This is a genomic window from Imperialibacter sp. EC-SDR9 (assembly GCF_902498805.1).
GTDB lineage: Bacteria > Bacteroidota > Bacteroidia > Cytophagales > Cyclobacteriaceae > Imperialibacter.
The window spans coordinates 159,275-170,551 of sequence record NZ_LR701585.1; the positions used below are offsets into that span (position 1 = coordinate 159,275).

11 protein-coding genes are annotated in these 11,277 nt (G+C 45.8%); 4 read left to right on the forward strand and 7 right to left on the reverse strand.

What is annotated here, in order from left to right; all coding sequences use genetic code 11:
- The first annotated feature begins 1 nt into the window (after position 1).
- Together GC130_RS14420 and GC130_RS14425 are read left to right on the forward strand one after the other, a co-directional pair.
- Entirely contained in the window at positions 2–2,401 is a 2,400-nt protein-coding gene (locus GC130_RS14420; protein ID WP_151999029.1) for an FtsX-like permease family protein, read from the forward strand.
- 86 nt (positions 2,402–2,487) lie between these two features.
- Complete coding sequence (locus GC130_RS14425; RefSeq protein WP_151999030.1) at positions 2,488–3,387, forward strand: DUF4097 family beta strand repeat-containing protein; 900 nt, start codon at positions 2,488–2,490, stop codon at positions 3,385–3,387.
- Positions 3,388–3,447: 60 nt separating this feature from the next.
- On the opposite strand, the gene GC130_RS14430 is transcribed toward GC130_RS14425, so the two are convergent.
- The 4 genes from GC130_RS14430 to GC130_RS14445 all read right to left on the reverse strand — a co-directional run bounded on the left by GC130_RS14430 (position 3,448) and on the right by GC130_RS14445 (position 6,810).
- The gene (locus GC130_RS14430) at positions 3,448–3,660 is read right to left on the reverse strand and encodes a hypothetical protein (protein WP_151999031.1); all 213 of its coding nucleotides are present in this window, start codon (positions 3,658–3,660) and stop codon (positions 3,448–3,450) included.
- Positions 3,661–3,895: 235 nt separating this feature from the next.
- Positions 3,896–4,120, reverse strand: coding sequence for a hypothetical protein (locus GC130_RS14435; RefSeq protein ID WP_151999032.1), 225 nt, complete (start codon positions 4,118–4,120; stop codon positions 3,896–3,898).
- Between the two features lie 36 nt (positions 4,121–4,156).
- Entirely contained in the window at positions 4,157–6,385 is a 2,229-nt protein-coding gene (locus GC130_RS14440; protein ID WP_151999033.1) for a helix-turn-helix domain-containing protein, read from the reverse strand.
- 77 nt (positions 6,386–6,462) lie between these two features.
- Positions 6,463–6,810, reverse strand: a complete 348-nt coding sequence (locus GC130_RS14445) for a single-stranded DNA-binding protein (protein WP_151999034.1) — start codon at positions 6,808–6,810, stop codon at positions 6,463–6,465.
- Positions 6,811–7,019: 209 nt separating this feature from the next.
- Here GC130_RS14445 and GC130_RS14450 point away from each other — a divergent pair, with 209 nt between their 5' ends.
- Positions 7,020–7,394: a hypothetical protein gene (locus GC130_RS14450; RefSeq protein ID WP_151999035.1), complete on the forward strand. Its 375-nt coding sequence runs from the start codon at positions 7,020–7,022 to the stop codon at positions 7,392–7,394.
- 237 nt (positions 7,395–7,631) lie between these two features.
- Here the strand turns inward: GC130_RS14450 and tnpA are convergent, their stop codons facing one another.
- Entirely contained in the window at positions 7,632–8,093 is a 462-nt protein-coding gene (tnpA, locus tag GC130_RS14455) for an IS200/IS605 family transposase (protein WP_151999036.1), read from the reverse strand.
- 223 nt (positions 8,094–8,316) lie between these two features.
- Here tnpA and GC130_RS14460 point away from each other — a divergent pair, with 223 nt between their 5' ends.
- Positions 8,317–10,683, forward strand: a complete 2,367-nt coding sequence (locus tag GC130_RS14460) for an ABC transporter permease (protein WP_151999037.1) — start codon at positions 8,317–8,319, stop codon at positions 10,681–10,683.
- A gap of 2 nt (positions 10,684–10,685) precedes the next feature.
- Here the strand turns inward: GC130_RS14460 and GC130_RS14465 are convergent, their stop codons facing one another.
- A complete protein-coding gene (locus GC130_RS14465) occupies positions 10,686–10,970 on the reverse strand; it encodes a hypothetical protein (protein WP_151999038.1) in 285 nt (94 codons plus the stop codon).
- A 131-nt stretch (positions 10,971–11,101) separates the two neighbouring features.
- A partial coding sequence (locus GC130_RS14470) for a transposase (RefSeq protein WP_304599205.1) occupies positions 11,102–11,277 on the reverse strand: 176 nt, incomplete at its 5' end.

Consider the following 11,277-nt stretch of genomic DNA (forward strand, 5'->3'; position numbering starts at 1 on the left):
TATGTTGACGAACTTCTTGAAATCGGCACTCCGCAACAGCCTGCGACACAGAGGCTACACACTGATCAATGTCCTTGGCTTGTCGGTAGGACTTGGCGTGTTTTTGATCCTCATGTTCTATATCAGATATGAGCAAAGCTTCAACTTGTATCATTCGAAAGCTGATAAGATTTATAGAATTGTAGAAAGTGGGACTACTCCCGAAGCGGGAGAAGTGAAAACTATCTTTACAAACTGGGCCATGGGCGGGGCGCTGAAAGCTGAGTTTCCCGAGGTAGAGGACATCACCAGGGTGTTTATTTTTGGCGGTGCTATGCACACAATCGGCGAGAAGAAATTTCTGGAGCGAAATTATTATGTAGTTGAGAAGTCATATTTTGAGGTGTTCGACCATCGATTCACAGCAGGAAGTATCGCCCAGGACGTTGGTAACAATGGCGTGGACCTGATCTTGACTCATTCGGCAGCCAAAAAGTATTTTGGTGCTGAGGACCCTATTGGCAAAATGATTGACTCTGACCGATTTGGCTCCTGTAAGGTGGTGGCTGTGATAGAGGATGTGCCAAAAAATTCAAGCTTTCAACCTGAGTTCTTTTATCTCGCCGACATAAAAATGTGGAGCGAAAATTATCAAAGATATTTCGCCAGCTGGGAGCCTCGAAATTGCGGCACTTTTCTGGTGCTGAACGACCCTTCGGCGGTTGCCTCTGTCATGCAAAAGAAGGAAACGTTTCTGAAAGACAACCTGGGAGAGCAGTGGAAGACAAGGGATTTTGAGTTGCAGCCATTTACGGATGTGCACCTCAGGTCTGTAGACATTGACACTCCCACCCAGCATGCCAAGGGTAATCAGCAATACATCATCATTTTCGGGCTCATAGCAGTTTTTGTGCTCGTTATCGCTGTCATCAATTACATCAACCTGGCCACCTCAAGAGCTATTTTCAGGCGTAAGGAGGTGGGTATTCGCAAAGTGGTTGGTGCATCGAAGGGGCAGCTGATAAGCCAATTTTTAATGGAGTCGATGTTGGTTTCAACTGTGGCATTAATTGCCGCATTAGGGCTTATCGAACTGGCGCTTCCATGGTTCAATAGCCTTACTGAAAGAACTATCGAGATCCCTTATCTTCAGCAGCCTTTCATCCTCGTCGTAATCTTTAGTGTGAGCACTATAACGGGCATCTTTTCCGGCTTGGTACCTGCTTTCATTATTTCAGCGTATCAACCGGGCCAGGTGCTGGGCGGGCACTTTCAAAAGGTCGGTAATTTGATATCCCGAAAAGTATTGGTGGTCTTCCAATTCTCTTTGTCCATTGTTCTGATTATTGCTACCGCTGTGGTGTACAATCAAATGGACTATGTACAAAACCGGGATATGGGATTCGACAAAGAACGAAAAATGGTGATCGATATTAACTCAGGAAATGTCCGGAGAAGCTTCAGAGCCATGAAGAGCGAGTTTGCTTCCCATCCTGATGTTCTGAATGTGGCGGCAGTAAGCCGGGTGCCCGGTGAGTGGAAATCACTCCCTGCTGTTTCTGTGACAAAGACGGCAGGCGAAGACCCCCAACTGATGCGTTTTATGGGTTTTGACCCTGATGCACTTGAAACATTTGATATCAAATTAAAGGTGGGGAGCAATTTTTCAGGTAACGACCAGTTAGATTCTCTCCATGTTCTGCTCAACGAAAAAGCAGCTGCAATGCTCGGGGGCGAAGGCATCGTTGGTGAGAGGATTCAGTTTCATGACGGGGAAGAATCCATTACTTTTCAGGTAGTAGGGATTGTGGAAAACTTCAATTTCGAGTCTCTTTATCAGGAGATTGGCCCGATGGTGATTGGCCCTTGGAACAATGTGATAATGTCCATCGACTACTTCGTACTCAACACCAAAGGTGACCCATCTAATGTACTGGAACATGCGAGTGCCGTGCATGATAAGTTTGCTCCTGAGGGCTCCATCGAGTACAATTTTCTTGATCAACAGTGGGAGAGGTATTATAGGGATGATGTGAAGAGAGGAACCGTCTTTGCGCTGGCGGCGGGGTTGGCAATTTTTATTGCTTGCCTCGGCCTGCTTGGCCTGGCCAGTTTCGCAACCTCACTGCGGCTGAAGGAGTTTGGCATCAGGAAAGTGCTGGGCGCCTCCAACCAGCAGCTGGTTTACCTGATCTCGAAAGAGTTTCTGTTGCTGGTGCTGATTGGTTTCGCACTGGGCAGCCCACTGGCCTATTGGCTGATGGACAAATGGCTAAGCAGCTTCGCTTATGCAGAAGGGCTTTCGATATCGACATTTGCAATAACCGGACTTGTGGTTGCCCTGATAGCGTTGCTTACCGTTGGCTACAAGTCTTTGCAGGCTGCTCGCCGCAACCCGACCGCCTCTTTGCGAAATGAGTAAATAAGTGATGACAGTTTGATGTGCAACCTTTTTAGTCGACCTATGTCTTTTTTTATAAATAGGTTAATTACTCTAAGTCAAAAACTATGAAATTACTCAACAAACCAGGATTAACTGTAGCCTTACTGTTTATGGTGGCGGGAATGGCGACAGCACAGCAGAAGGTAGACAGAACGTTCAGTGGTATTAATAAAGTAACTATGAGCATTTCGTCCGGCGATGCCTTTTTTGAGAAATCTTCGGATGGTAAAGTATATGTGGCATTGGAGCATGATATAGACGACTATGAGCCTACTATAGAGCAAAAAGGGTCTACGCTTGTGATCAATGAGGAGAAGATGAAGAACCGGAGAAGCTGGAGCGGAGACTCAAAATGGACAATTAAGGTGCCGGATGAAGTTAACATCAGCTTCAATACTGGTAGCGGCGATGTGCAAATTAGTGGGCTGATGGCTGACCTAAGCACTAATTCGGGCTCTGGAAACACCAGAATTGAAAACTCGAATGGAAAAATCAGAGTGAATACCGGGTCTGGCAACATCCGAGCCAGAGAGTCTAAAGGTGAGCTAAGCTTCAATGCAGGTTCTGGCAATATCGACTTGTACTCCGTCGACGCTGAAGTGAGCGCCAATGTGGGAAGTGGAAATGTGAGTGTCGAAAAACTAAAACTATCGGGAAGAAGCTCATTCAATTCAGGCTCTGGCGACGTTGAGGTGTCTTTAGCTGCCACGCCAGCTTATGATATATCGGTTAACAGTGGCTCAGGCGACTCAACGCTTGACTTTGAAGGCAACAAGATTGAGGGTGTGATAGTAATGGAGGCCAACAAAAACAATGGCGACATTGATGCTCCATTTGATTTTGACAGCACTGAGGAAATAGGAAATGGCCGCAATACCACAGTGAAGAAAACAAAGAAGATGGGATCTTCTGATGTGAGAATTAAGGTGAGTACTGGCTCAGGAACCGCTGAAATCAAAAGCTAAACATACGCTTTTGACCGCAATTAAGGTATGGATGTCAGGTCATGTGACCTGACATTTTTTTTATGATTTTCTCAGGACATAAACTCCCCCAACAACGAGAAGCACTCCGAAACCAAGATAGATGTAGGCGGTAGTTGCGCTAGTTTCATTTTTAGCAGAAAGCTCCAACTTGCCCACTTTCAACGATGCGGATGAATTCTGGAGCTGGGTTACACCTTCATATCCCAGGTATATACCACCTGCGATGAGTAAAATACTGATAATTTTCTTCATAGCTATTGAGTTTGTAGGAGTTGCAAGGTACATAACGAACAATGGATCACAAGAATTATTTGGAGTATGGTCGCCGGAGAAAGCATTTAAGGGCTATTTGTCCTTTTTGCCTTTGGTTTTGGTTTGATTTGGTTCTTGTTTTTCAGGCTTGGGAAAAGCCTTGTATTCCTCCCGGAGTTCGGGACTGTCTATGAAGCAGACTGGGCTGGAAGGTTTTGGGCTAGGTTTTTTTCTGTTATCTTTCATATAGCTCATCACGAGTAAAACTTGAATTTCTCGTCTGAACCCCAATTTGAGATTGAAGGGTTTTAAGTTTTTGACTAAGAGAGTGGTTGTCCCCTGTCACCACCTTTTTTAGAAACTGAACAACCACTTCATTTAATGTTGTTCCATGTTTTTCAGCATAAGCTAAACTCTTCTCATAGAGTTCGTCGGCTATCTTAATGTTTATACTCTTCATGATTCTTTTCGCTGAATATAAGATACCAAATTTTTCTCAATTCTGACTTTGATTCCAGATGAAATGATTGAAAACAGCTCGAATGTCGTTGTAGCTGTAGTCATCGCCTAGCTGAACCTTGATGGGAGTGGCGCTGAAGTTCTCAGACTTTTGCACCAACGGGAGTATTTTCTCCACTTTTTCTACGGGCACCAGATCAAAAATGGAAAGCTCCCCAGTTTTAACAAAGTCGATAAGGTGGGCTTCGATGGTGCCGAATGCCAATCCTCTTTCTTCTGCTATATCAGCAATGGACTTGCCCTTTTTGAACAAGTCCATTGATGTTTGCTTACTGTCGCCTGCCTTGGCTTTCGGCAGCCGGGGAGGAGGAGGAAGCTTCTCAACCACTTCCCGACTATGTTTGTCTGCTTGCTGCAAAACCTGGCTGCTGTCGATTCCCTCGCTTAGCCCTTTGGTTAGCAGCAGGGCCTGTTCAATCAATTGTTGCCTGGCGAGCAACTGTACCTGAAGTGCATGTAATTCTTTCAAGTACTTTTTTATACGCTGCTTTTTCATCATCGAAGCGATATGCGCTTTCAGGGGCTGGAAGACTTCTTCTGCCATTCGCTTATCGAAATAAGCCTGTGCAGCCGACATGCGTTCGTGGAGCTCAGCGTACCTGTCTTGCTCGGCGTGGGGTAACAAGCCCTGAAGTTGGGCCAGGAACTTATCCGCCACATTTTTGTGACCCAGCGTGGTTTGAACCATTTTACTGAATAGCTCCACCGCTTCTTCTTTGTTAGGCACTTGCCGACCGTCGAAGCCTTTGTAAAAATCAGTCACCTCCTGGCAAACTGGCTGCCATTGAAAGGTGGTCGTCAATTTATTCTCAATGAACGCCTTTTGTTCGATCTTCAGTAGAGGCGAAAGCGACTCTTCGCTTTCGGACTGAGCAACAAACTCATTGACTTTGTCGTCGCTGAGGATGCTTTGTGCTGGAATGGCTGAGCGCAAAACCAAGCCTTCCATATTGGTTAATCGACTGAGGGCCACATACACCTGGCCGGAAGCGAACGACTGACCAGCATCGATAATCGCTTTGTCAAAGGTCAGGCCCTGGCTCTTGTGAATGGTAATGGCCCAGGCCAACCTGACTGGGTACTGCTTGAACCGGCCCATTATCTTTTCGTCGATGCTGTTCTTTTCGGTGTTGTAAGAGTAGTGCATGTTCTGCCACTCTTCCTGGATCAGCCGAATTGTCGAATTGTCCTCTGGTGTAGAGACGATGATCTTGTCGTCGTCAATGCTTTTGACGATGCCTATTTTACCATTATAGTACTGCCTTTCTTCTCCCTTGTCGTTTCTGATGAACATCACCTGCGCACCGACTTTCAATTGCAGTACCTCGTCGGCAGGGTAGGCCCTGTCGCTGAATTCACCTTCTACTGACGCTTTGAAATTGTAAGTCTTGCCGGGTAATTTTAAGAGTTCTTCTTCATTGATGGCATGCGCTTTATGGTTGTGGGAGGTGAGGGTGATGTAGTTTTCTCCTTCAGGAATTCTAAAGTCGGGAAGAAAACGCCTGTTGAGTAAGGCCAACTGTTCTCCGGTGACAGTGTTGGTTCTGATACCATTGAGCAACCCAATGAAATCTTTCTCCGTTTGGCGGTAAATTTTCTGCAATTCAATGCGCAATACAGATGCTTCTGACATCACATGTGCATCAAAGAAGAAAGGGCTTTTGTAGTGTTCTTCGAGCAGTGTCCACTCATGGTCTTGCACTACGGGTGGTAGCTGATACAGGTCGCCTATCAAAAGCACCTGCACGCCGCCAAATGGTTCGTGAAAGCGTCGGCGAAAGTGCCGCAAAATCTGGTCGATGGCATCAAGCATGTCGGCCCGCACCATCGATACCTCGTCGATGATCAGCAACTGGAGTTCTTGCATCAACTTGCGCTTGTTGCTGTGCATTTTCATTTTCTGAAACAGCGACAGCTTGTCGTGAGCACCATCGGTTTCTTGCCCCGTCCAGCTGCGCTTGATAGGAAGGAATGGTCCGAATGGAAGCTGAAAGAAGGAATGCATGGTCACACCGCCTGCGTTGATGGCTGCCACCCCTGTGGGGGCTACTACTACATAGTTTTTCCCTGTAGTTTCTACAATGTGTTTTAGAAAAGTGGTCTTTCCTGTTCCAGCCTTTCCTGTTAGGAATAAATGCCTGCTGGTGTGGTTGACAAACGAAGCTGCCAATTGAAAGAGCTGATTGGATGTATCTGAATTCTTCATGGAGATCGTGAAGTTAAGAAAGTTGTAAAAAGAAACTGGCCGATCAGTTGACCGGCCAGCATTTAAAGTTGATAGCATTACTTCGACGAGCTTCTGTCGCCAAGAAGAAGTAATTCATTTACCTGTATTTCGGTAATGTACTTCTTGTTGCCTTCTTTGTCTTCGTAGCTGCGATGCACCAGCTTGCCTTCTACAACCATTTCCGATCCTTTGTCCGTATACTTCTCTGTGATTTCTGCCAGCTTGCCCCAGGCTACCAGCTGGTGCCATTGTGTTTCTTCAACCTTTTCACCTTTTGCATTGCGGTAGCTCTCGTTCGTTGCCAGGCTAAACCTTGCCATTTTCTTTCCACTGTCTGTGGTGCGCACTTCTGCTTTGGCACCCATGTTTCCGATCAACTGCACTTTGTTTTTTAAAGCGTACATAACTGTAATTGTTTTGGTTAAAAATTTTTATCTCAGTCGGAGAGCGTTGGCTTAGTTGCTTTTGCCGAACCGACGATACAAAGGTGCAGGGAGCCAAAAACGAAAGCCGGTTTCTAGTCGTTTACATTCGATAGTAGTCGTTTGTAAACGTTTACAAACGTTTGTTTTCGGGTAATTTTCACCTATATTTGAGGGTAAACGGATTGAAAATGAGTGAAATAGCTAATGAAAAGACTTGCCTGGCTTGTGGGAAGCCACTACAAGGAAGAATCGATAAAAAGTTTTGTGATGACTATTGTCGCAACACTTATAATAACCAAACGAAGTCGGCAAGTAATAACCTTGTTCGGAATATCAACAATGCTTTGAAGAAGAACAGGAACCTTCTAGAAGCTATCGTGCCCGAGGGCGAGGTGATGGCCAAGGCCCACAGAGACAAGTTAACACAGGGTGGCTTCCAGTTTCGTTACATGACACACAATTACACCAACCGCAAAGGCAATATCTACTATTACTGCTACGACTATGGTTACCTGCCACTGGAAAACGATTGGTTTTTGGTGGTGAAGGGGAGGGAGGAGTAGGGAGGAAGTAACCTGAGATAAATCCAAGGTTACGGAGATCGGTCGTACCTACGGTACTTTGAGGATTGACCTGCCAGGTTGTAGTAACATTAGTACAGTTTTCTGAGCAGCTTTGAACCCAGGGTAAATCCAGGGTTTGGGAAATGGCTCGTACCTACCGTGCTTTGAGTATAGTGCCCCAATTGGCCAGTGCCATCGGCACGGTTTTCTACCTTGCTTGGAATTTATTCCAAGCTGTCAAATCGGTTCCTTAAACAAATACTCCCTCTCATAATCAACCTCGAATCGTTCCAGAAATTCAATGTATTCTTCAATGAAGCTCTGCTTGTTGTGATGGGCTTCCTGGTTTTTGATGTAGTTGAAGACATTGTTCACCTGTGATTGATTGTATGAAAACGCACCGAAGCCGCCTTGCCATTCGAAGCGTTGCGGGGTGAGCTTGTTGTCATTGATCCATTTCGATGACTTGGCCTTGGCAGACTTCATTACATCAGAAATGGCAAGTGAGGGTTTTAAGTGGAAAAAGCAGTGCACATGGTCGTCCACTCCATTCACAATTATGTTCTTGCATCCCGTCTCGTTGATGAGGTTTCCTATGACTGCCATCAGGTCAGCTCTCCATTCTTTTTGAACAAGTGCTTGCCGAAATTTTACAGCAAAAACAGTTTGGATATATACTTTGTTGTAGGTGTGGGGCATGGGCTATTTGATTCGATTGATAAATTAAAATACAGATATCCCGATCATAGAACAAAAAGATCGCACCCCAACCTTTTATTTGGGAAATTGGCTTGTAACCTTTTCCTCCCACCTAAGTACTCTCTCCAGCCCGAAGAGAGGGCGAGCGACGAAAGTTGCTATCTCTTGCAACCCTTTTCTTTTTGCTTTGTCACTGGAATGTACTGGTCAAAAACTCAATCTTATGCTTAAGAATTTCCTCATCGTTGCCATTCGAAGCCTTGGCAAAAACCGTCTCTATTCGATTATTAATATTTCAGGGCTTTCGGTAGGTTTCACGTGCAGCCTGCTCATCTTGCTGTGGGTAGCCGACGAAACCTCGTTCGACTCCTTTCACCCCAAGGCTGACAGGCTGTATCAGGTTTGGGGAAACGCTGAGTTTGATGGTAAAATCAACTCGTGGCGGTCGGTGCCACTGCCGACTTATGAAGCATTGAAGGATGCTCACAGTGGCATCGCCAACACCACCGTGGCCGACTGGGGCGGCAACCACCTGCTTAAGGTCGGAGAAAAGCGAATGATGCAGCAAGGCTACTATGTCGGGGAGGAGTTTTTGGAAATGTTTGAGTTTCCCCTGCTGGTAGGGGATGCTGCAACTGTGCTGGACGACCCGTCTTCAATTGTCATTACAACGTCTTTGGCTAAGTCACTTTTCGGCGATGCAGACCCAATGGGCCAGGTCATTCGGGTGGACGATAAGAGTTCATTGAAAGTAACCGGCATTCTCAAAGACATACCCAATAACTCTTCCTTTGAGTTGGAATACCTGATGACCTGGAAGCACAGGGAAGCTATCAATCCCTGGGTGGTTGAAAACAAGACCAACTGGGGTAACTACTCGTTTCAGGTATACGTGGAATTAGTGGATGCCACCAAGCGTGAAGAGGTAGTGGCAGGCATCGAAAATATGCTTTATGAGCATGGAGAGACTGAACTGATAACCAAGCTGTTTCTTCACCCGCTTTTGAAGTGGAGATTGTACTCCTCATTTGAAAACGGAAAGATCACTGGTGGGATGAGCGACTACGTGAGGCTCTTTACAGCAATCGCTATTTTTATTCTTGTTATTGCCTGTATCAATTTCATGAACCTTTCCACCGCCCGCTCCGAACGCCGGGCCAGGGAAGTGGGTATCAGAAAGAGCCTTGGCTCGAGAAAGGGGCAGTTGATTGCGCAATTCCTGGGAGAGTCACTCTTTCTGTCAATGCTCTCGTTTTTTATCGCTGTGATCATCTCTCTTTTGGTGCTGCCAGCTTACAACAACCTGGTAGAAAAGGAACTGGTGATTGACTTCACTTCATCTCAGTTCTGGATCTACTCAATCGTTGTGGTGTTTGTAACAGGTATACTTTCAGGCAGCTACCCGGCATTTTACCTCTCTTCATTTAACCCGGTCCGCACCCTGAAGGGGTCTTTTTCTGTGGGTAAGAGTGGTGCAACACCAAGAAAGGTACTTGTTATCATACAATTTGCTTTTGCCATTATGCTGATGATCAGCACAGTGGTGATATTCAAGCAGATTGAGCTGGCTAAGAACCGGGAGCTGGGCTACAAGCAGGAGAACCTGATCACCATTCAGAACAATGAAGAGATAGCGAAAAACTACTACATCTTCAAGGAGGAGCTGGAGCAGTCCGGCTACGTAGAGTCGGTGACACGCTCTAATAGCGCCATTACAGATATTAATTCCAATAACTTTTTGGGCTGGCCTGGCAAGCCCGAAACGCAACGGGTGATTTTTACAACGATTGCCTGCGAGTACGACTATGCCAAGACCATGGGCATTGAAATGCTGATGGGGAGGGATTTTTCTAAGGAATTTACAACAGATACTGCTTCAATCGTGATCAACAAGGCGGCTCTTGATTTGATGGGACTTGAAGATCCACTGGGCACACCGCTGGATCTTTGGGGTGGCAAAAGGAAGTTGATCGGCGTGGTGGACAATGTGATGATGGGCTCACCTTACGATCCTGTCAAACCTATGTTCATGATTTTGGATCCCAATTGGACGGATGCCATTACGGTGAGGCTAAAAGCTACGGATGACTTGCAAGGGTCGCTGGCGGTGGTAGGCGACATCTTTAACAAACACAACCCCGCCTACCCATTTGAGTACACTTTTGTCGATGTGGAATTCCAGAAGAAATTCACTACCATCAATATGACTCAAAGGCTGGCAACTATCTTTTCCTTTCTTACCATTTTCATTACAGGGTTGGGACTGTTTGGGCTTGCCTCATTCACGGCGGAGCAGAGGATCAAGGAGATTGGGGTAAGGAAAGTGCTTGGCGCTTCAGTGTTCAGTTTGGTAGCACTAATTTCCAAAGACTTTACCAAGCTTGTGCTTATCGCTTTTGCCGTGTCTGCCCCAATGGCCTGGTACCTGCTAAGCAAATACCTGGAGCGTTATACTATACACACTAATATAGACTGGTGGATATTTCCGTTGGTTGGTATTGTAGCTCTTGGCTTTGCTTTGGCAATTGTTTCGGATCAGGCCCGCAGGGCGGCGCTCACCAATCCTGCCAGGTCGCTGAGGAGTGAGTAAGGTTAATCAGAAAAACCGGGAATGTGCGCTTGATTGATATACCAGTAACCATACTGGTGCCTGAAGCCAAGCAATGCATTTCCGGCAAAAGAAACTTTTTCGCCATTTGGAGTAAATGCGGAATAAGCCAGGTCGACGACAACCCTGGCTTTTTTCTTCTTTAGGCTAAAATCAACTTCTGTGATTTCTTCCTTCGTTACTTCAAAGTTTTTCCAGGCGGCCTGAAATAGTTTTATTTTCTCGACAAACGTTTCTTCCGAAACCTTCTCCTGTCCACTTTGACGCAATTCCTTGCATAGGGTGTGGCTTGCAAATTCATTCCATTCACTTTTGAGCAATTGATAGATAAACTCCTCTGTATGCTGCGTGAGATCGTGGTTATGGTTGGGGTAAAATTCCTCATAACCTGAGTTCGATTTTAAAAAGCGGCTAATTGGCTTGTTTTGACGGGTTGATATTTGATTGCGGGCTTTTTGGGGAAGAAGGAGTAGGCAATCAATCCTGAAATAAGGTTGGTGATGAAGTTTTCGAAAGACCTATGTCTGGAATGTTCGACTTGACAGATGTTCTTGAGTTCATCGTTTACAGTTTCTA

Coding starts and splice junctions, on each gene's coding strand:
- GC130_RS14420 (WP_151999029.1), top strand. CDS start 2: ATGTTGACGAACTTCTTGAAATCGGCACTCCGCAACAGCCTGCGACAC.
- GC130_RS14425 (WP_151999030.1), top strand. CDS start 2,488: ATGAAATTACTCAACAAACCAGGATTAACTGTAGCCTTACTGTTTATG.
- GC130_RS14430 (WP_151999031.1), bottom strand. CDS start 3,660: ATGAAGAAAATTATCAGTATTTTACTCATCGCAGGTGGTATATACCTG.
- GC130_RS14435 (WP_151999032.1), bottom strand. CDS start 4,120: ATGAAGAGTATAAACATTAAGATAGCCGACGAACTCTATGAGAAGAGT.
- GC130_RS14440 (WP_151999033.1), bottom strand. CDS start 6,385: ATGAAGAATTCAGATACATCCAATCAGCTCTTTCAATTGGCAGCTTCG.
- GC130_RS14445 (WP_151999034.1), bottom strand. CDS start 6,810: ATGTACGCTTTAAAAAACAAAGTGCAGTTGATCGGAAACATGGGTGCC.
- GC130_RS14450 (WP_151999035.1), top strand. CDS start 7,020: ATGAGTGAAATAGCTAATGAAAAGACTTGCCTGGCTTGTGGGAAGCCA.
- tnpA (WP_151999036.1), bottom strand. CDS start 8,093: ATGCCCCACACCTACAACAAAGTATATATCCAAACTGTTTTTGCTGTA.
- GC130_RS14460 (WP_151999037.1), top strand. CDS start 8,317: ATGCTTAAGAATTTCCTCATCGTTGCCATTCGAAGCCTTGGCAAAAAC.